We start from the raw sequence: 18,311 nt of genomic DNA on the forward strand, positions 1-18,311 counted from the left end.
TCCTTGTCGGTGCCCTTGATCTGGTTTTCCAGCTCGTAGCTGATGTCGAAATGGTCTTCAAGAGCGCGCTTGCCACGACCGGTGACGATGGAGATTTCGGTCAAACCGGCATCCAGTGCTTCTTCGACGCCGTACTGGATCAGTGGCTTGTTTACCACCGGCAGCATTTCTTTGGGCATGGCTTTAGTCGCTGGCAGGAAGCGAGTACCGTAACCGGCTGCTGGGAACAAGCATTTCTTGATCATATAAGTCCTTGAAAGGGCTGTGTGTACGAGTTTCGGCGCAGTCTAATCAGGCGGCGTGCACCTTACAATGCCCCGCACTGGCTAACCGATGTCAACATAGAGAAATATTCGAGCGGATAGTTCCGCACGGATCCGCGCAGATCGCTGCGTCGCCTCTTATTGATAGCAGAGACCGGCAGACTTGCACGGTTATCAATTGTCAACAAACGCACCACCCTACACCCATTGGCACCCGTCAGGTGCGTTTGGCGCTATCATGGCGCGATTGAACCAGCCAACGAGGCAGATAGATGTCGGCAGCAAAAAGCGTCAACGGATTCTTGATCAACAAGGCGAAAGACGGCCAATGGTGGGTCGCCAGCGTCAACGGCGAGAATATTGCCGGGCCTTTCCCAACCGAAGCCCTGGCAATCGAAGTGGCATCGGTGCTGGAACTTGAACACCCGGAACCCAAGCGCCGCGGCAAGGACAAGAATTGATCGAGGCCTGACACGCCCGCAGCCCTGCCATTGCGTAGGGCTTTTTTGTGCTTTTTGTAGAAGAAGTGGCCTTTGGCTATAACCTTTTGCAACTGGCGCTGTCACAGCATTTGCCTACCCCTCCTGAGGACGACTACGACATGACTAAATTTTTGCCGCTGATTGCGGTATTGGCCCTCGGTGGCTGTGCAACATCCGAAACCACCTACCTGAATAACGGTGAGCAAGGCTTGGCGATTGATTGCTCAGGAGAAGCGAACTCCTGGGCGACCTGTTACGAAAAGGCCGATGCATCCTGTGCCGGCACCGGTTACCGCATCGTTGGCACTGACGGCAGCCCGGCGCCAGCGGAGAGCGATAAAACCCTGGGCGTCGATGTCGGTAACTACAAGAACCGTAATGTCGTGGTGGTCTGCAAATAAGGCAGCTTGCCCGCCTTATATATGGATTTCGGCGAATTTGATCCCGAGGCCACGCACGGTCTCGATCAGATCATCGAGACTGCTGAAGGACTCGACTTCGTCGTTGTCATCCACCAGGAAAAAACTGCGCCCGGCGCTTTTCTTGAAAAACACGATCCATTCCCCCGGATCGGCCGGATTCTGAATCACATGGGTGGCACAGATATGCCCCTCTGCGTGCCGCTCCCGTACCCGCTCTCGCTTCATGCCCGACTCCAGAAATGACAAATGCCGCCAAAGCGTCGCTTTGGCGGCATCGATGTGTAGGGTCGACAGTTTATCAGCCAGAAATGCAGGCTGTGGCGGCATTGCGCACATCCCAAGGGCGTAACGGCACATTGGAAATACGTTCATGCAGCTTGATACTGCTGCCACCGGAGCGTTCTTCGATATCGAAAACGGCCGCCGGACCTGATGAAAGCTTCTGCGGAACGATTACCCGCACCCCATCTTTCTGCGATTCGACTTGCAAGGCGCCGCGACTGTCGGCGAGCTTTTCGCCCAGGCATTGCGCGTATTCATGAGGTTTCTTGCCTGAAATCACACTCATGGTGGGCAACGTTTCGTTGATGTCCGAGACGCTTGCACAACCACTCATTGCCAAGACCAATGGCAGGACCCACGCACCCCACTTCATACGAAATCTCCGATAAAGACCCTCCGACAGCACCGATACGGTTTTTCTCCAAGGCCGGGAGCATTTATCACTCATCGAATGTGAAATAACTGTTTTTAATTACCAAAGCGCAGCCCGGCGGCCGGATTTTCAGGTGTCAGGGCTGATAAACTGCGCGCATTGCCTTGTATCGTTTTGATTTTGTAGTAAAAGCCCTTCTGGAGGCGCCCATGAAATTCATTCACCAACGCGAGCACCTCAACGAAGACGACATCGTCGTCATTCAATGTTCGCAGATGTGCAACATCCGTTTGATGAACGACGCCAACTTCCGCAGCTTCAAGAATGGCGGCCGTCACACTTACCACGGCGGCGCGTTCGATACGTTCCCGGCCCGCATCACCGCGCCGAGCACCGGTTTCTGGAACATCACCATCGACACCGTCAACCGCCGGGCGATCAGCGTGACCCGTAAACCGACCCTGACCCATTCGATCAAGATCATCCGCCGCTCCAGCACGAAATTGAGCTGAGTGGCGCTTCACTACGCACATAGACAGGTATGACCGTGGCTCAAACGACCAAATACGTCATCAAGTACAAGCTCAACGGCGAACGTCGTTTCGAGTTTGCCCAACTGGAAAATGGCAGCGAGGCAGAAGCCAAGGCGGCGCTGGATGCTATTCATGGCCAAACCGAAGACGTCATCAGCGACATCAGTGTCAGCAAAGCGTTGTAACATCATCTTTCACGATGCGTTATGAATGCCATGAAACCACCCCTTCTTGATTTGTTCGCTGACGCGGAGCCTCAACAGGCGCCCCGCTGCGAACAGATCGGCGAACAGTCCTGCGTGCTGCGAGGTTTTGCCTTGCTCTGGCTGGATCGGTTGCTGCCCGCACTGGAATCGGTGCTGGCGGCAGCGCCGTTCCGGCAGATGGTCACGCCTGGCGGCTTTACCATGTCAGTTGCCCTGAGCAGTTGCGGCACGCTTGGCTGGACCACTGACCGCAGCGGTTACCGCTATAGCCGAATCGATCCGCAGACCGGGCACCCCTGGCCCGCCATGCCTGAGGTGTTTTTTCAGTTGGCGCAGGCGGCGGCGCGAGAAGCAGGGTTTGCCGAATTCGTCCCGGATTCCTGCCTGATTAATCGTTATATTCCTGGGTCGAAGATGTCTTTGCATCAGGACAAAAACGAAAGCTCCTACGCTGCGCCCATCGTTTCGGTTTCCCTGGGCTTGCCCGCCATGTTCCTGTTTGGCGGTTTTGAACGCAGCGACAAGAGCCGAAGAGTGCCGCTGTTGCACGGCGACATCGTGGTGTGGGGCGGTGTCGATCGCTTGCGCTATCACGGCGTTCTGCCCATCAAGCCAGGACATCATCCGCGCCTGGGTGAACAACGGATCAACTTCACCTTTCGTACCGCGGGCTGAAGCCTTGGAATTTGAGCGCAAGCAGCGGAGTGTGACGACACGGTCGCGTGGTTAACCTGCAGGAAACGGGTCAACGGACATCTAGCCATGACAAGCCAATCGAAAAAAATCTCCACCGAAAACGATCCTCGCTGGGCCGCCGTCGTAGCGCGTGACCCGCAAGCCGACGGGCAGTTTGTCTACGCGGTGAAAACCACCGGCATCTACTGCAATCCCAGCAGCCTGGCACGCCTGCCAAAACCGCAGAATGTGGAATTCTTCGATACCCCCGAGCTCGCTCAAGCAGCGGGTTACAGACCAAGCAAACGCGCTGCCAAGGATCAAAGCGACATCGCCGCGCAGCATGCCGCCACCGTGGCCGCTGCGTGTCGGCAGATTGAAAACGCCGAGACGCTGCCGGCCCTCGGCGAACTGGCAGACGTCGCCGGCCTGAGCAGCTTTCACTTCCACCGGGTCTTCAAGGCCGTCACCGGCCTGACCCCAAAAGGCTACGCCGCTGCCCATCGCTCCCGCCGCGTGCGCGAGCGCCTGGCGGATGGCAATTCTGTGACCGAGGCGTTGTACGACGCGGGCTTCAATTCCAACAGTCGTTTCTACGAGGCAGCCGATCAGCTTCTGGGCATGAAACCCGCCGAGTACCGCGCAGCGGGCCACAACAACGACATTCGCTTTGCCGTCGGTCAGTGTTCACTTGGGGCGATTCTGGTGGCGCAAAGCGAGCGCGGGGTTTGCGCGATTCTGCTGGGCGATGATCCGCATCAGCTGGTGTGCGATCTGCAGGACAAGTTTCGCCGAGCCAATCTGATTGGCGCCGACCAGGACTTCGAGCGCCTGATTGCCCAGGTTGTCGGCTTCATCGAGAAGCCGGCGCTTGGCCTCGACTTGCCGCTGGACGTGCGCGGCACAGCATTTCAGGAGCGCGTCTGGCAGGCCTTGCGGGACATTCCAGTCGGCAGCACCGCCAGCTACGCCGAGATTGCCCAGTGCATCGGCGCGCCAAAAGCGGTTCGCGCGGTAGCGCAAGCCTGTGGCGCTAACAGCCTGGCTGTGGCGATCCCTTGCCATCGCGTGGTGCGCAGCGATGGCAATCTTTCGGGATATCGTTGGGGCGTGGAGCGCAAACGGCAGTTGTTGGAGCGCGAATCGCAGTAGATCTGTGCAGGCGCTGCCGCAGGTTGCGACAGCTTTTCCAGGCGAACGCCTCAGCGATTCACATCCACGACAACCCGACCGCGCAACTGTCCGGCCAATAAACGCGGCGCCGCGTCTATTGCTTCGCTCAATGCGATCTCGTGGCTGATCAGTGGCAACAGATTGAAGTCCAGATCCTGGGCCAGACGGCGCCAGGCTTCCACACGCTTGGCCTTGGGTTGCGTCACGCTGTTGATACCCGCCAGGGTCACGCCGCGCAAAATGAATGGCGCAACCGATGCCGGGAAATCCATGCCTTGCGCCAGCCCGCATGCGGCCACCGTGCCATTGGCCTTGGTGCTGGCGCAGGCATTGGCAAGGGTGTGGCTGCCGACCGAATCGATCACGCCCGCCCAACGCTCCTTCGCCAGAGGCTTGCCCGGCTCCGACAATGTCGCGCGGTCAATGATTTCACTGGCGCCCAATTGTTTCAAATAGTCGTGCTCGGACGTGCGCCCAGTGGACGCGACCACTCGATAACCCAAGCGACTCAGTAGCGCGATGGCAAAGCTGCCGACGCCGCCATTGGCACCCGTGACCAGGATTTCACCTTGCTCGGGCGTTACGCCGTTGTGCTCAAGCGCCAGGATGCACAGCATCGCCGTGTAACCCGCCGTGCCGATGGCCATTGCCTGAGCAGCAGTGAATGCCGCTGGCAGCGGTATCAACCAATCTCCATTCAAGCGGGCTTTCTGGGCCAGACCGCCCCAATGCCCTTCACCGACACCCCAGCCATTGAGCAGGACTTTGTCGCCGGCCTTATAGTCCGGATGCCCACTGACTTCGACGGTTCCCGCCAGATCGATCCCGGGCACCATGGGGAATTTTCGCACCACCGGGCTGCTGCCAGTGATCGCAAGGCCGTCCTTGAAGTTCAACGTGCTGTACGCCACGCGCACCGTTACATCGCCCTCGGGCAGTTGATCGTCATTGATCTGTTGCAGTGTGGCCCGGTAACCGCTTTCGTCTTTGTCGATCAAAATACCTTGGAACATGACTGCCTCCTGGTGAGATCACCCCATTGTGGTGTGATTTAGATACCACATCGCAAAAAATCCCCGTACTCGACTTTAAGCCAAATAGCCAAACAGGGGGTTGGCCATGACCTGCGGCGCTACCGTCAGCAAACATCGCTGGCCTTGACTCAAGCATTGCTGCTACAAATCTTTTCTGCTGCCCTGCCCGGGCTGAACGTCGGAGGACATCAAAATGAGTCAATGGCCAGACACCCGCATTCTTGACTTGCTCGGGATCGAACTGCCGATCATTCAGGCGCCCATGGCCGGTGCCACCCACTCTTCGATGGTCATCGCCGCGAGCAACGCCGGCGGCCTCGGTTCAATGCCAGCGGCCATGCTGACTGTCGATCAGTTGCGCGATGAATTGAAGACCATCCGGCTACAGTGCCAGCGTCCGATCAACGTCAACTTTTTCTGCCATCAACCGCCACCCGTCGACGAGCAACGCGCGCAAGACTGGAAAAACCTGTTGCAACCCTATTACCGCGAGCTGGGTGTCGATTTCGATGCGCCGACACCCGTATCCAATCGCGCGCCGTTCGATGCCGCTGCCTGCGAAGTGATCGAAGCGTTCCGCCCTGAAGTGGTGAGTTTTCACTTTGGCCTGCCGGAACAGTCCCTGCTCGATCGCGTAAAAGCTACCGGAGCCAAAGTGCTGTCATCGGCCACCACTGTCGAAGAAGCCGTTTGGCTGGAACAGCATGGTTGTGACGCAATCATTGCCATGGGCTACGAAGCCGGTGGCCATCGCGGGATGTTTCTCAGCGATGACCTCAGCAGCCAGGTGGGCACTTTTGCCCTGGTGCCGCAGGTTGTCGATGCCGTGAAGGTCCCGGTGATCGCCGCGGGTGGCATTGCCGATGCGCGAGGTGTTGCGGCGGCTTTCATGCTGGGAGCTTCAGCGGTGCAAGTGGGCACGGCGTATCTGTTTACACCGGAAGCCAAGGTCAGTGCCTCCCATCACAAGGCCTTGCGCACCGCCAAGGAAAGCGAAACGGCCCTGACCAACATTTTTACCGGACGTGCGGCGCGAGGGATATTCAACCGGGTCATGCACGAACTTGGGCCAATGAATGCCAAGGCTCCGGCCTTTCCACTGGCTGGCGGTGCGCTGATGCCATTGCGCGCCAAAGGCGAAGCTGACTTCAGCAATCTCTGGGCCGGGCAGGCGTTTACCTTGGGCATGGAATTGACCAGCGCAGAACTGACCCGGCGCTTGGCTGAAGAAGGCCTGGCAAAACTGCTGCACCGCTAGCCTGACCAGGGCTCTTATCCACGGCGTTCCGTTTGCAGGCGTTTCGCTATATATTCGCGTATATAGCGAGTCACCCTCGAATCATTCGCCTGTAATGGAGCCGCTTCATGACCATTGGTACCCCACGGTTAGCCCCTGCTTGCCTGGCCACTTTGCTCGCCGCATTCACTGCTGGCGTTGCCCAAGCGAATGAAGTCCAGGTCGCGGTGGCTGCCAACTTCAGCGCACCTATTCAGGCGATTGCAGCGGACTTCGAGAAAGACACCGGCCACACACTGGTGACCTCGTTCGGAGCAACAGGCCAGTTCTATACGCAGATCAAAAACGGCGCACCGTTCGAAGTGTTCCTTTCAGCGGACGACACCACCCCGGAAAAACTCGAGAAAGAAGGTGACACGGTCAAGGGCTCGCGCTTCACCTACGCCATCGGTACCCTGGCACTTTGGTCGGCCAAAGACGGTTATGTCGATGCCCAGGGTGATGTGCTGAAAAACAACGCGTATCAGCACCTGTCCATCGCCAACCCCAAAGCTGCGCCTTATGGACTCGCCGCCACGCAGGTTTTGGCCAAACAGGGCCTGACCGACAAGGTCAAGGACAAGATCGTCGAAGGCCAGAACATCACCCAGGCCTTCCAGTTCGTATCCACCGGCAACGCCGAACTGGGCTTCGTTGCCTTGTCGCAGATCTACAAAGACGGCAAAGTCACCCACGGTTCGGCGTGGATCGTGCCGGCTGAACTGCACGACCCGATCAAACAAGACGCGGTCATCCTCAACAAAGGTAAAGACAACCCGGCCGCCAAGGCACTGGTTGACTACCTCAAGGGGCCGAAAGCCGCGGCTGTCATCAAGTCCTACGGTTACCAACGCTAAATGACCCTGACGAGTGCCGATTTTTCCGCCATCTGGCTGACCCTGAAACTGGCGTCCCTGACGACCGTCATCCTGTTGATCATCGGCACTCCGTTGGCGTTATGGCTGTCGCGAACCCAATCCTGGTTGCGCGGCCCGGTCGGGGCGATCGTCGCCCTGCCCCTGGTGCTGCCGCCCACGGTGATTGGTTTTTACCTGCTGCTCGCGCTTGGCCCCCACGGGTTTGTCGGCCAGTTCACCCAGTCACTGGGGCTCGGCACCCTGACGTTCAGTTTCGCCGGGCTGGTGATCGGCTCGGTGCTGTATTCGATGCCGTTTGTGGTTCAGCCCTTGCAGAACGCGTTCTCCGCCATCGGCACTCGACCGCTGGAGGTGGCGGCGACTTTGCGCGCCAATCCCTGGGACACCTTCTTCAGCGTAACGCTGCCGCTGGCCCGCCCCGGCTTCATCACCGCTGCGATCCTTGGCTTTGCCCATACCGTGGGTGAGTTTGGCGTGGTGCTGATGATCGGCGGCAACATTCCCGACAAGACCCGCGTGGTTTCGGTGCAGATCTATGACCACGTCGAAGCCATGGAATACGCCCAGGCCCATTGGCTGTCCGGGGCGATGCTGGTGTTCTCTTTTGCGGTCTTGCTGGTGCTGTACTCCAGCCGTAAAACCAAAGCGGGATGGAGCTGACCGATGATTGACACGCGCCTGAAGTTGAATTACTCGGGATTTGCCCTTGATCTCGATTTGCAGCTGCCCGGCCGCGGCGTTACGGCGCTTTATGGCCATTCCGGTTCGGGCAAGACCACGTGCCTGCGCTGCATCGCAGGGCTGGAGCGGGCTGATCAGGGTTTCGTCCAGGTCAACGACGAAGTCTGGCAGGACAGCGCAAACGACCTCTTCGTCGCGCCACACAAGCGCGCCCTGGGCTACGTGTTTCAGGAAGCCAGTCTGTTCCCTCATCTGTCCGTGTTGGCCAACCTGGAATTCGGCCTTAAACGCATCCCCAAACAACAGCGCCGGGTCGACATGGCCCATGCCACCGAGTTACTGGGTATCGGTCAGCTGCTGGATCGACATCCGCAACATTTGTCGGGCGGTGAACGGCAACGTGTGGGCATTGCCCGCGCCCTGCTCACCAGCCCCAGACTGTTGCTGATGGACGAACCGCTGGCGGCGCTCGATGCCAAGCGCAAAAGCGAAATCCTGCCTTATCTGCAACGGCTGCACGATGAGTTGGACATTCCGGTGCTGTATGTCAGTCACTCCCAGGATGAAGTGGCGCAACTGGCCGACCACATTGTATTGCTCAGCGAAGGCCAGGCATTGGCCAGCGGCCCTATCGGCCAGATGCTCGCGCGACTGGACTTGCCGCTGGCAATGGGTAATGACGCCGGTGTGATGATTGAAGGCCGTGTCAGCCGCTATGACGCCGATTACCAATTGCTGACCCTGCAATTGCCCGACTCGGCGCTGACGATCCGCGTAGCGCATACGCCCATGACCCCGGGTCAGGCATTGCGCTGCAAAGTGCAGGCGCGGGATGTCAGCCTCAGCCTGCACGGTGTCGAGCAAAGCAGCATCCTCAACCGCCTGCCGGTCACCGTCGTCAATGAAATGAATGCCGACAATGCCGCCCATGTACTGATTCGGCTGGACGCTGCGGGGACGCCATTGCTGGCGCGGATCACCCGGTACTCCCGTGATCAGATGAACATCCATCCGGGCCAGCAACTCTGGGCACAGATCAAGGCCGTAGCCGTGCTGGCATAACTTCTCGGCACGACTGCATCGGCGTGGGGTCAATGGCTGTAACGGCCCATGATCACCTGCCAAGGACAATCGCCATGCCCGATGCGCTGCCTGCCGACCTGCATTACGTCGATGACACTCAACCCGGGATCACCCGCAAGAAGCTGCGCGGTAAATTCTGCTACTTCGATCCGGCCGGTCAACGCATCAGCGACCCGGAGGAAATCCGGCGCATCAATGCCCTCGCCGTGCCACCGGCCTACACCGACGTATGGATTTGCACCGACCCGCGCGGCCATTTGCAGGCCACCGGGCGCGACGCCCGTGGTCGCAAGCAATATCGCTATCACCCGCGCTGGCGCGAGGTGCGCGACACCGACAAATACTCGCGTTTGAGAGATTTCGGCCAGGCATTGCCAAAACTGCGCAAGCAACTGGAAGCCTTACTGGCCGCTCCCGGCTTCAGCCGCGACAAAGTCATGGCCACCGTCATCACGTTGCTCGATGCCACGCTGATCCGTGTCGGCAATACACAATACGCACGGGACAACCGTTCTTACGGTTTGACCACCTTGCGCAGCCGGCATGTGGAGGTCAACGGCAGTGCGATCCAGTTCCAGTTCCGCGGCAAGAGTGGCGTGGAACATCAAATCACCGTGAAAGACCGTCGCCTGGCGCGGATCATCAAGCGGTGCCAGGAAATCCCCGGGCAAAACCTTTTTCAATACCTCGATGAAAATGGCGAGCGACACAGCATCACCTCCGCCGACGTCAACGCTTACCTGCAAACCCTGACCGGCGCCGACTTCACCGCCAAGGATTACCGCACCTGGGCCGGAAGCGTGCTGGCACTGGCGGTATTGCGCAAGTTGCAGTGGCAACCCGAATCCGAGGCCAAACGGCACATGGTGGAGATGGTAAAAAACGTCGCCAAACAGTTGGGCAACACCCCGGCAGTCTGTCGCAAGTGCTACATCCATCCCGGTGTGCTCGACGGTTTCTTACTGGGCGCATTGGCCCAGTTGCCCAGGCCGAGAACGCGCAAGGGCCTGCGCGCCGAGGAAGTCGGGCTGGCGATGCTGTTGGAGAAACTCGCTACTGAACCGACGAATTGACCTGCCTGTTTTTTGCACGATTACAAATGACTTCTATAGTTGATCTGTACATGAATCAGCTGCGGTGAAGCCATGGAAGACATATTCGTCGTCAAGCGATGCAACAAGATCATCATTCACGGCCGTCGGGCCGGAGAAACCGCTCACCCGCCACCTGTTTCCGCTGTCTGGTACCGCATCGCCGATAGCCGCACCAACGGTTTCATCGGTGACGGCTACGATCTTGAAGAGGATGCGCGGCGTGTTTGCCGACAGCTGAACGCTCGATCAAAAATCACGGCCCAGCAAGGTTGATGAGCTTCGCCGGGCCTGTTACGGGTCTATACTGAAGAGAGCTGAAGGACCAGCGCCCATCGGTAGAAAGCTCGCTCCCCGCGGGCTTTTTACTGCCCTGCCAGGTGTCTTCAACGGAGGTGTTTCCCATGTCCGAAAAAGAGTCCATCACCACCCTGCTCACTCTGCTCGATTCCCGCCAGGTTCGCTTGGCCGCAGCTTGCAAGGAAATCGCCGATTGGGTCGACCATCAAGGCGGACATCCGACTGCCCTCAGAATTCGTGATCGCCTGAACGACATCGAAAAGGACACGCCGCTGATCCGCAATACGCTGTCTTCGCTCAAGCCTGTCGATCGGCCACTGCCACGGTTCAGATGATTTGATCCGGACATCCGATGCGCAACACAGCCTGATGCAGGACACATGATCGGCGACAACCTCGTCACCGGGCATGTGCCTGCCTGACTCTTTCGTGCAACGCCCACCCGGCCACTCGCCGGGATTTTTTTGCCCAAGCGAAGCGGCGAACGTCAATGTTTACACGCGGTCCAACGATCACACGTCGCGAAGGAGACGTTTGATGGTTACCCACTTCAAAATCAGCGGGCACTTGGCCTGCGGTCACAAGGGCAGCAACCTCACCTCGACCCGAGAACTCAACCGGGTCAAATGCAGAAGTTGCCGCAACACCGAAGCGTACAAGGAAGCACGCAAATCCGAGCGCAACGCAGCCCGTCGCGCTGCACGCAAGGCCAAAACCGTACACACGGTGAACGACTGGCGCCAGGCATGGACAGAACGACTCACCGCCATGGCTGGCCTGCAACGGTTACCCCGTGGATTTACGGGTCAACCTTTCGTTTAGCTCATCCGTTTGGCGGTTGAATCGATTGGATCAGCCGCCAAGCACCTCCAATCAACACCGATTGAACGCGCCAGCCGATTGCATTTCAAATTCTGTAGACCCCTGCATCAAGCGGGCTATCGGAGAGGAAATTCGCATGAACAGTCGACTTCTGCTGCTGATCGTCAGTCTGTGCCCTGCCCTGGCAATGGCCCAAGGCTGTGACGTCATCACCCGCTCACAGAGCCCTTCCGTTCCGGTCATCGAATCCCACACCTGTTACGAATACGAAAACATGCCGGTCGACGCCATCGATTGGTCGTGCAGCAACGAAAGCAGGGAAATGCTCAGCAGCACCAAGAAAAAAGTCGCTCAGTGCGGCGATCAGTACAAAGCCACATGCGTGGGCACACTGACCCCGGAATCGCTGGCCAATCCGCAGTCGACCAGCAAAGACAAGAGCAGCAAAGCACTGAACATCCCCGCCAACGCGCAGATCTCGACGTATTACTACAACGCCGAAAACCTGGCGCAAGCGAAGATCGATTGCGAGACGGGCGGTGGCAGCTGGAAAGCCAAATAGCTGAACAGGCCGAGCGGGTTCCGGACCAGCGAAACCTCAGTCCGACGTACAGCATTGGCGGCAACAGGCAGACTCGGCTAGCGTCTCTTTCGTATCGAACTGCAACGCCTTCAGCAGAGCAAGCCCTATCATGGAGGAAACGATGTCATCCATTCGTAGTGCCGAACAAACCTATCGCCAGTGGTCCAACCCGATCCTGCTTGAGCTCAAGGAGCGAGAACATCAACTGGCCCCCACAGACCGCCAGGCGTTGCAAAATATTTTGCTGGAAAGACGGCTGATCAACAGCGGTAATCCTTGCGGGGCAGATCGACGCAAGCCGGGATCGTTGGCAAATGACAAATATTGCTGAGTAAACCAAATCCATTGAGCTGATCAGGTTTTGCAGAGCAAAAAATAAGGGCTTGCATGAGAAATCTCATGCAAGCCCTTGATATTCATGGTGCCCGAAGCCGGAATCGAACCGGCACGCCCTTACGAGCGGGGGATTTTAAGTCCCATGCGTCTACCAGTTTCGCCATTCGGGCGGTAGCGCGGTGAATCAGAGGGTGGAAATATATACATCCCTTCCCGGTGAAGCAAGGACGCATTAGTGTTTTTCCAGACAAAATCGTACCGCCACTGAAAATAAAAAAGCTCCGTAAATCATGGGTCTACGAAGCTTCTCTATGGCACTCACGGAAGTCGCCGTTGAAAGAGCGCCTCAGAACTGATAATCGTCGATAAAACCCTGCATATCGGGCTACCGCGCCCTTGGGACGCCAGTCGCGAATGACCGAGAAAGGCAATCTTCGACTAGGCTGATCTATTATCAGAGTTGGGCTATTGTGGTTTCGCAATGCACCTCCAAGCGCATTATCCTTGTCCTGATATGAAATCCGTTCGGCCTGGTGTCGGCATTTGTGCTGCAGCATTTAAGGTTTGTTAATGAAGACGTCTACGAAGCCCTCACCCAGTATTCCACAGCGCGGAGAGCTGACACCCAGCTCCCTGGACTTTCCCGTGGTTGGTATCGGCGCGTCTGCCGGCGGCTTGCAGGCGATCAAGTCATTTTTCGAACACATGCCCCATAACAATGGCATGGCCTTCGTCGTCATCCTTCATTTGTCGCCTGACCATCGAAGCATCGCCGACCGGATCATTCAGGAGGTCACCAAAATGCCGGTGCGGCAGGTGACTGAAACCGTCGCGATCGAAAAAAACACGGTTTACGTCATTTCCCCGGCACACAGCCTGGCCATGAACGATGGCTACATTTGCGTGACGCCGTCCGATCGCAAGCCCGGGCTGCACACCGCTATTGATCTGTTTTTTCGGGACTTGGCCGACGTGCACAAGGAACGCGCCTTTTGCCTGGTGCTTTCGGGCACGGGTTCTGACGGTGCGGTGGGCCTTTCGAGGATCAAGGAGCAAGGCGGTGTGACATTGGTCCAGGCGCCGGAAGATGCCGAGTTCGACGGTATGCCCCGCGCCGCCATCGACACGCAAATGGTCGATTTGGTGCTGCCCGTCGTAGAGATGCCACAAAAGCTCATGGAGCTATGGCGCAACTCGCAGGCCATCACCCTGCCCACCAGCAACGACCCCGATTTCAGGATTATCGCTCCTCCTACCGAACGGGATGCCGTTGTCGCCGAGCAAATGCTGCAGGACATATTGCTGCAATTGCGTGCCGGAACCGGCCACGATTTCAAGCACTACAAACGCGCAACAGTACTGCGTCGAATTGAACGCCGCCTGCAAGTCACAGCACAGCCAGACCTGGCCTCGTACTACGAATACCTGCAAGCACACCCGGAAGAAACCAAAGCCTTGCTGGGCGACATGCTGATCGGCGTGACCAATTTTTTCCGCGACCGCGAGGCATTTGAAGCACTGGAACGCGACGTTGTGCCCAACCTGCTGAAATCGCTGCAAGACGAACTGCCTCATCGAGAAGAAATTCGTGTCTGGTCGGCCGGTTGTTCCACCGGCGAAGAAGCCTACAGCCTGGCGATTCTGCTGGCAGAGCAAATGACACTGGAGGCCAGCGCTGCCAAGCTGCAGGTTTTCGCCACCGACATCGATGATCGGGCCATCGCTTTCGGTCGCAATGGCGTCTATCCCGAAGCGATCATCACCGATGTTCCCCCTGCGCGCATGCGCCAGTATTTCACCCATGAAAATCAACACTATCGTGTCCGCAAGGAAATCCGCGAAAAGGTGCTGTTCGCCAAGCACAGCCTGTTGCTCGACCCGCCGTTTTCGCAAATTGACTTGATCGTATGCAGGAACCTGCTGATTTATCTCGATCGCGAGGTTCAGCGAGACATCATGCAGATGTTTCATTTTGCCCTTCGACCAGGCGGCTATCTGTTTCTGGGCACATCGGAATCTGCTGACGGCTGTCTGGACCTGTTCACCCCCGTGGACAAGCGCAATCGCATTTTCCGCGCCAAGAGTGTCTCGACCAATACGCGTCGCACGCCGACCATGCCCCGTGGTGGCTACGCGCGGACCACCGTTGCCACCAGTCCGGTAGAAACGGTGGTCAAGCGCAAGGTTTCTTTCGCTGACATCCACCTCAGAGCGCTGGAAAAAGCCGCCCCACCGAGCATCATTGTCGATACCAACGCCAATATCCTGCACCTGAGTGAAGGCGCCGGGCGTTTTCTGCGCTATGTGGCCGGGGAAATATCGCGCAACCTTCTGACGCTGGCCCACCCCGACCTGCGCCTGGAAATTCGCACCACATTGTTTCAGGGCCAACAAACCGGCGTGGCGGTCACTTCGCGCAAAATCCGGATGGAACGCGAACAGCGCAAGTTCCTGGTCGACCTGACTGCGCATCCCTACAAGGATGATGCAACCGAAAACGAGTATGTGTTGGTGATCTTCGAAGAGCGCGAGGTCAACCCGCATGAGCCGGTCGATGTCGCCGCCGACCCGATGAAAAACCAGGTATTGACCAACCTTGAGCACGAACTGCAGCGCACCAAGCTGCATTTGCAGGAGACGATCGAACAGTCCGAAGTGTCCAGCGAGGAACTCAAGGCCTCCAACGAAGAAATGCAGGCCATCAACGAAGAACTGCGTTCGGCCACCGAAGAGCTGGAGACCAGCAAGGAAGAGCTGCAGTCGATCAACGAAGAGTTGCTGACGGTCAACTACGAACTCAAGACCAAAGTAGAAGAAACCGACAAGATCAACGACTACCTCACCAACCTGATTGCTTCGACTGACATTGCCACGGTGTTTGTCGACCGCAACATGCGTATCCGCTGGTTTACACCGCGGGCCACGGACATATTCAGCATGTTGCCCGTCGATACCGGGCGCTCGCTGATGGACATCACCCACCGGCTGGACTATCCGGAGATGGCCGAAGATGCAGCGACGGTATTCGACTCGCTAAACATGATCGAGCGGGAGATCAGCAGCAACGACCAGCGCTGGTACATCGCGCGCCTGCTGCCCTACCGTTCCAGTGAAGATCATATCGACGGTACGGTACTGACCTTCATCGACATCACCAAGCGTCGTGCCGCCGAAGACGAACTGCGCCTCGGTGAAGAGCGCATGCGTCTTGTGGCTGAAAGCACCCACGATTTCGCGATCATCCTGCTGGATATCAACGGGATGATCACCGACTGGAACACCGGTGCCGAGCTGATTTTCGGCTACAAGAAAAGCGAGGTGCTTGGTGCTTTTTACGACCTTATCTTCACTCCCGAGGACCGGGCCGAGGCAATCCCCGAATCGGAACTGCGTGCAGCGCGCGAGCACGGGCGCGGCGAAGATGAGCGCTGGCACCTGCGCAAGGATGGCAGCCGCTTCTATTGCAGTGGTGAAGTCACGTTACTCATGGGTGACAGTCTACAAGGGTATGTGAAAATCGCCCGCGACCTGACCGGCCACAAACGCATCCACGACGAGCAAAGTCAGCAATTGGCTGAGACCCAAACGAACAGCCATCTCAAGGATGAGTTTTTCGCGGTGATGTCCCACGAACTCAAGCATCCGCTGAACCTCATCCAGCTCAACGCCGAACTGCTGCGTCGACTGCCAATGACCAAAACCGCCGGCCCGGCCATGAAAGCGGTCAACACGATCTGCGACGCCGTCTCCAGCCAGGCGCGCATCATCGATGACCTGCTGGACGTCGCCCGGGTGCGCACTGGCAAACTCAAGCTTAAAAGGCAGGCGGTGGACCTGGGAAGAATGCTGCAGGATGTGCACACCGTGGTGATCAACGACCAGCATCCGTGCACCGTTACCCTGAAAGTGCCGCAGCCACCGGAACCGCCGCTGGTGATTGATGCCGACCCTACTCGCCTGGAACAGATCATCTGGAACCTGGTGAACAATGCGCTGAAATTTACGCCCAGGGATGGTTGCGTCGAGCTGATTGCCCAGCGCGTCGAAAACATGGCACAACTGGACGTGATCGACAGCGGCGTTGGTCTTGAGCAGGGCAACCTGCATAAGGTTTTCGACCTGTTCAGCCAAGCGCAGAGCCAACATAACGCCCATCATCGCGAAGGCCTCGGCATCGGTCTTTCGCTGGTGCGACAACTGGTTGAGGCCCACGGCGGCTCGGTGAGCGTGCACTCCGAAGGCATGGGACGCGGCTGCACCTTCACCGTCCGCCTGCCACTTTGCCAGCCTCACCAGCACACTGACGACCAGCCCAAGGTGTCGAATGAGTCAGGGCGCCTGCTTGGCCAAAAGATCATGCTGGTAGAAGACTCCCAGGACGTGATGGAAGTCCTGCAAATGTTGCTGGAGATGGAAGATGCGCATGTGGAGGCCTTCAGCGACCCGTTATTGGCGCTTCAGGCGGCGAAGGATGGCAATTATGACGTGATTATTTCGGACATTGGCATGCCGGTCATGAATGGCCACGAATTCATCCAGGCCATTCGCCAGATCGCTCATCTGAAACACATACCAGCCATTGCCCTGACGGGTTACGGCACCGCCAATGACCAGAAAAAAGCCAGGCAATCGGGATTCAATTACCACGTGAGCAAACCGGTTTCACATGATGACTTCATCGACATCATTGGCGAAGCGTGCACGGCGCGGCCTTATTGAGTGATCCGCGGATTGGAAACAACCTGCAGCAGTCGACTTCACCGACTGCTGCAGGTCGGCAATAACCGGCTTTCTCGCGGACAATAAAAAACCCCGTAGATCATCGATCTACGGGGTTGATTATTAGTGGAGGCCGAGGTCGGAATCGAACCGGCGTAGGCGGATTTGCAATCCGCTGCATAACCATTTTGCTACTCGGCCTCAAAACATTTGCTGTCAGTAGCGCGACATCAAATGTGTACAAACTTGGAGCGGGAAACGAGACTCGAACTCGCGACCCCGACCTTGGCAAGGTCGTGCTCTACCAACTGAGCTATTCCCGCGTCTTGGTGTGGCGCATTCTATAGAATCCAGAAGCCCCGTCAACCCCTTGATTCAAAAAAGTTTTATTTCTTTTCAACGTCGGTCTTCAGATGCGGCCAGGCAGCCCGCAGGTACTGGACCATGGACCACAATGTCAGGCCGGCAGAGACCATCAGCAAGGCATAACCCAACAGAACCCAGAAGCTGAAGTCCGACGGATTGGCCAGCAGAATCACCAGCGCCAGCATTTGCGCAGCAGTTTTCCATTTGCCCAGGTTCGACACGGCTACGTGAGCACGAGCGCCGAGTTCGGCCATCCATTCCCGCAGGGCCGAGACAACGATCTCACGACCAATAATGACCGCAGCCGGCAGCGTGAGCCACAGGTTGCCGTGTTCCTGCACCAGCAGCACCAGCGCAACGGCCACCATCAGCTTGTCCGCAACGGGATCCAGAAAGGCCCCGAATGGCGTGCTTTGCTCCAGCCGGCGAGCGAGATACCCGTCCAGCCAGTCTGTGGCGGCAGCAAATGCGAAGACCGAGGCAGACGCCAGGTAACTCCAGTGGTAAGGCAGATAAAACAGCAAAATGAAGATCGGTATGAGCAGGACGCGTAGAACGGTAATCAGATTAGGGATATTCATCGGCACAACTGGCTACGAGGTGAGGGGGCATTCTACTCGCTGTGCAGATTTGCATAAATCAACTCTGCAAGCTTTTTACTGATCCCGGGAGCTTTGGCGATCTCTTCGATGCTGGCACGAGACAGCTCCTGCAATCCACCAAAATGTTTCAA

Annotated in this window: 23 protein-coding genes and 3 tRNA genes; 17 read left to right on the forward strand and 9 right to left on the reverse strand. The window is 57.6% G+C overall.

Annotated elements, in window-relative coordinates; genetic code table 11:
• A partial coding sequence (locus tag D8V06_RS23155; protein ID WP_277751314.1) for a sugar phosphate nucleotidyltransferase occupies positions 1–245 on the reverse strand: 245 nt, incomplete at its 3' end.
• Between the two features lie 290 nt (positions 246–535).
• On the opposite strand from D8V06_RS23155, the gene D8V06_RS23160 reads away from it, so the two are divergent.
• Positions 536–724, forward strand: coding sequence for a hypothetical protein (locus D8V06_RS23160; RefSeq protein ID WP_056852767.1), 189 nt, complete (start codon positions 536–538; stop codon positions 722–724).
• Positions 725–864: 140 nt separating this feature from the next.
• Entirely contained in the window at positions 865–1,146 is a 282-nt protein-coding gene (locus tag D8V06_RS23165) for a hypothetical protein (RefSeq protein WP_056852905.1), read from the forward strand.
• 15 nt (positions 1,147–1,161) lie between these two features.
• Here D8V06_RS23165 and D8V06_RS23170 read toward each other — a convergent pair whose 3' ends face one another.
• Positions 1,162–1,392: a hypothetical protein gene (locus D8V06_RS23170; protein ID WP_056852768.1), complete on the reverse strand. Its 231-nt coding sequence runs from the start codon at positions 1,390–1,392 to the stop codon at positions 1,162–1,164.
• 73 nt (positions 1,393–1,465) lie between these two features.
• Entirely contained in the window at positions 1,466–1,822 is a 357-nt protein-coding gene (locus tag D8V06_RS23175) for a hypothetical protein (protein WP_056852769.1), read from the reverse strand.
• 209 nt (positions 1,823–2,031) lie between these two features.
• On the opposite strand from D8V06_RS23175, the gene D8V06_RS23180 reads away from it, so the two are divergent.
• The 4 genes from D8V06_RS23180 (at position 2,032) to ada (ending at position 4,388) form a co-directional block, all read left to right on the forward strand.
• Positions 2,032–2,334, forward strand: a complete 303-nt coding sequence (locus D8V06_RS23180) for a DUF1883 domain-containing protein (RefSeq protein ID WP_007912251.1) — start codon at positions 2,032–2,034, stop codon at positions 2,332–2,334.
• 35 nt (positions 2,335–2,369) lie between these two features.
• Positions 2,370–2,540, forward strand: a complete 171-nt coding sequence (locus tag D8V06_RS30490; protein WP_177434481.1) for a hypothetical protein — start codon at positions 2,370–2,372, stop codon at positions 2,538–2,540.
• A 30-nt stretch (positions 2,541–2,570) separates the two neighbouring features.
• A complete protein-coding gene (alkB, locus tag D8V06_RS23185; RefSeq protein WP_130931890.1) occupies positions 2,571–3,236 on the forward strand; it encodes a DNA oxidative demethylase AlkB in 666 nt (221 codons plus the stop codon).
• 87 nt (positions 3,237–3,323) lie between these two features.
• A complete protein-coding gene (gene ada, locus D8V06_RS23190) occupies positions 3,324–4,388 on the forward strand; it encodes a bifunctional DNA-binding transcriptional regulator/O6-methylguanine-DNA methyltransferase Ada (RefSeq protein WP_056852770.1) in 1,065 nt (354 codons plus the stop codon).
• A 50-nt stretch (positions 4,389–4,438) separates the two neighbouring features.
• Here ada and D8V06_RS23195 read toward each other — a convergent pair whose 3' ends face one another.
• Complete coding sequence (locus tag D8V06_RS23195; protein ID WP_130903400.1) at positions 4,439–5,422, reverse strand: MDR family oxidoreductase; 984 nt, start codon at positions 5,420–5,422, stop codon at positions 4,439–4,441.
• Between the two features lie 214 nt (positions 5,423–5,636).
• On the opposite strand from D8V06_RS23195, the gene D8V06_RS23200 reads away from it, so the two are divergent.
• The 10 genes from D8V06_RS23200 (at position 5,637) to D8V06_RS23245 (ending at position 12,488) form a co-directional block, all read left to right on the forward strand.
• Positions 5,637–6,701, forward strand: coding sequence for a nitronate monooxygenase family protein (locus D8V06_RS23200; protein WP_130931891.1), 1,065 nt, complete (start codon positions 5,637–5,639; stop codon positions 6,699–6,701).
• A 107-nt stretch (positions 6,702–6,808) separates the two neighbouring features.
• Entirely contained in the window at positions 6,809–7,576 is a 768-nt protein-coding gene (gene modA, locus D8V06_RS23205) for a molybdate ABC transporter substrate-binding protein (RefSeq protein ID WP_130931892.1), read from the forward strand.
• Complete coding sequence (modB, locus tag D8V06_RS23210) at positions 7,577–8,257, forward strand: molybdate ABC transporter permease subunit (protein WP_130903403.1); 681 nt, start codon at positions 7,577–7,579, stop codon at positions 8,255–8,257.
• 3 nt (positions 8,258–8,260) lie between these two features.
• Positions 8,261–9,340, forward strand: a complete 1,080-nt coding sequence (modC, locus tag D8V06_RS23215) for a molybdenum ABC transporter ATP-binding protein (protein WP_130931893.1) — start codon at positions 8,261–8,263, stop codon at positions 9,338–9,340.
• Between the two features lie 56 nt (positions 9,341–9,396).
• Positions 9,397–10,434 (forward strand): DNA topoisomerase IB, encoded by a 1,038-nt coding sequence (locus tag D8V06_RS23220; RefSeq protein ID WP_056852907.1) that lies wholly within the window; start codon positions 9,397–9,399, stop codon positions 10,432–10,434.
• A gap of 72 nt (positions 10,435–10,506) precedes the next feature.
• A complete protein-coding gene (locus tag D8V06_RS23225) occupies positions 10,507–10,728 on the forward strand; it encodes a hypothetical protein (RefSeq protein ID WP_130931894.1) in 222 nt (73 codons plus the stop codon).
• Between the two features lie 128 nt (positions 10,729–10,856).
• Positions 10,857–11,087, forward strand: a complete 231-nt coding sequence (locus D8V06_RS23230; RefSeq protein ID WP_056852777.1) for a hypothetical protein — start codon at positions 10,857–10,859, stop codon at positions 11,085–11,087.
• A 202-nt stretch (positions 11,088–11,289) separates the two neighbouring features.
• Positions 11,290–11,574 carry a hypothetical protein gene (locus tag D8V06_RS23235; protein ID WP_056852778.1) on the forward strand — a complete coding sequence of 95 codons (285 nt, stop codon included), beginning with the start codon at positions 11,290–11,292 and terminating at the stop codon, positions 11,572–11,574.
• Between the two features lie 136 nt (positions 11,575–11,710).
• Positions 11,711–12,136: a hypothetical protein gene (locus D8V06_RS23240; RefSeq protein WP_130903405.1), complete on the forward strand. Its 426-nt coding sequence runs from the start codon at positions 11,711–11,713 to the stop codon at positions 12,134–12,136.
• 142 nt (positions 12,137–12,278) lie between these two features.
• The gene (locus D8V06_RS23245; RefSeq protein ID WP_056852780.1) at positions 12,279–12,488 is read left to right on the forward strand and encodes a hypothetical protein; all 210 of its coding nucleotides are present in this window, start codon (positions 12,279–12,281) and stop codon (positions 12,486–12,488) included.
• Between the two features lie 88 nt (positions 12,489–12,576).
• On the opposite strand, the gene D8V06_RS23250 is transcribed toward D8V06_RS23245, so the two are convergent.
• A tRNA-Leu gene (locus tag D8V06_RS23250) sits at positions 12,577–12,663 on the reverse strand.
• Between the two features lie 400 nt (positions 12,664–13,063).
• On the opposite strand from D8V06_RS23250, the gene D8V06_RS23255 reads away from it, so the two are divergent.
• Positions 13,064–17,212: a CheR family methyltransferase gene (locus D8V06_RS23255; RefSeq protein WP_130931895.1), complete on the forward strand. Its 4,149-nt coding sequence runs from the start codon at positions 13,064–13,066 to the stop codon at positions 17,210–17,212.
• A gap of 127 nt (positions 17,213–17,339) precedes the next feature.
• On the opposite strand, the gene D8V06_RS23260 is transcribed toward D8V06_RS23255, so the two are convergent.
• The 4 genes from D8V06_RS23260 to D8V06_RS23275 all read right to left on the reverse strand — a co-directional run.
• Positions 17,340–17,413 (reverse strand) — tRNA-Cys (locus D8V06_RS23260).
• A 46-nt stretch (positions 17,414–17,459) separates the two neighbouring features.
• Positions 17,460–17,535, reverse strand: a tRNA-Gly gene (locus tag D8V06_RS23265).
• Positions 17,536–17,598: 63 nt separating this feature from the next.
• Positions 17,599–18,159, reverse strand: coding sequence for a CDP-diacylglycerol--glycerol-3-phosphate 3-phosphatidyltransferase (gene pgsA, locus D8V06_RS23270; protein WP_056852782.1), 561 nt, complete (start codon positions 18,157–18,159; stop codon positions 17,599–17,601).
• 32 nt (positions 18,160–18,191) lie between these two features.
• Positions 18,192–18,311 (reverse strand): helix-hairpin-helix domain-containing protein (locus D8V06_RS23275; protein WP_130931896.1); only part of this gene is annotated, 120 nt, incomplete at its 5' end.

The organism is Pseudomonas sp. Sample_24, assembly GCF_004307605.1.
Classification (GTDB): domain Bacteria; phylum Pseudomonadota; class Gammaproteobacteria; order Pseudomonadales; family Pseudomonadaceae; genus Aquipseudomonas.

Excerpts from the sequence above, each read along its gene's own strand:
- D8V06_RS23160 (WP_056852767.1), top strand. The coding sequence starts at position 536 with ATGTCGGCAGCAAAAAGCGTCAACGGATTCTTGATCAACAAGGCGAAA.
- D8V06_RS23165 (WP_056852905.1), top strand. The coding sequence starts at position 865 with ATGACTAAATTTTTGCCGCTGATTGCGGTATTGGCCCTCGGTGGCTGT.
- D8V06_RS23170 (WP_056852768.1), bottom strand. The coding sequence starts at position 1,392 with ATGAAGCGAGAGCGGGTACGGGAGCGGCACGCAGAGGGGCATATCTGT.
- D8V06_RS23175 (WP_056852769.1), bottom strand. The coding sequence starts at position 1,822 with ATGAAGTGGGGTGCGTGGGTCCTGCCATTGGTCTTGGCAATGAGTGGT.
- D8V06_RS23180 (WP_007912251.1), top strand. The coding sequence starts at position 2,032 with ATGAAATTCATTCACCAACGCGAGCACCTCAACGAAGACGACATCGTC.
- alkB (WP_130931890.1), top strand. The coding sequence starts at position 2,571 with ATGAAACCACCCCTTCTTGATTTGTTCGCTGACGCGGAGCCTCAACAG.
- ada (WP_056852770.1), top strand. The coding sequence starts at position 3,324 with ATGACAAGCCAATCGAAAAAAATCTCCACCGAAAACGATCCTCGCTGG.
- D8V06_RS23195 (WP_130903400.1), bottom strand. The coding sequence starts at position 5,422 with ATGTTCCAAGGTATTTTGATCGACAAAGACGAAAGCGGTTACCGGGCC.
- D8V06_RS23200 (WP_130931891.1), top strand. The coding sequence starts at position 5,637 with ATGAGTCAATGGCCAGACACCCGCATTCTTGACTTGCTCGGGATCGAA.
- modA (WP_130931892.1), top strand. The coding sequence starts at position 6,809 with ATGACCATTGGTACCCCACGGTTAGCCCCTGCTTGCCTGGCCACTTTG.
- modB (WP_130903403.1), top strand. The coding sequence starts at position 7,577 with ATGACCCTGACGAGTGCCGATTTTTCCGCCATCTGGCTGACCCTGAAA.
- modC (WP_130931893.1), top strand. The coding sequence starts at position 8,261 with ATGATTGACACGCGCCTGAAGTTGAATTACTCGGGATTTGCCCTTGAT.
- D8V06_RS23225 (WP_130931894.1), top strand. The coding sequence starts at position 10,507 with ATGGAAGACATATTCGTCGTCAAGCGATGCAACAAGATCATCATTCAC.
- D8V06_RS23230 (WP_056852777.1), top strand. The coding sequence starts at position 10,857 with ATGTCCGAAAAAGAGTCCATCACCACCCTGCTCACTCTGCTCGATTCC.
- D8V06_RS23235 (WP_056852778.1), top strand. The coding sequence starts at position 11,290 with ATGGTTACCCACTTCAAAATCAGCGGGCACTTGGCCTGCGGTCACAAG.
- D8V06_RS23240 (WP_130903405.1), top strand. The coding sequence starts at position 11,711 with ATGAACAGTCGACTTCTGCTGCTGATCGTCAGTCTGTGCCCTGCCCTG.
- D8V06_RS23245 (WP_056852780.1), top strand. The coding sequence starts at position 12,279 with ATGTCATCCATTCGTAGTGCCGAACAAACCTATCGCCAGTGGTCCAAC.
- D8V06_RS23255 (WP_130931895.1), top strand. The coding sequence starts at position 13,064 with ATGAAGACGTCTACGAAGCCCTCACCCAGTATTCCACAGCGCGGAGAG.
- pgsA (WP_056852782.1), bottom strand. The coding sequence starts at position 18,159 with ATGAATATCCCTAATCTGATTACCGTTCTACGCGTCCTGCTCATACCG.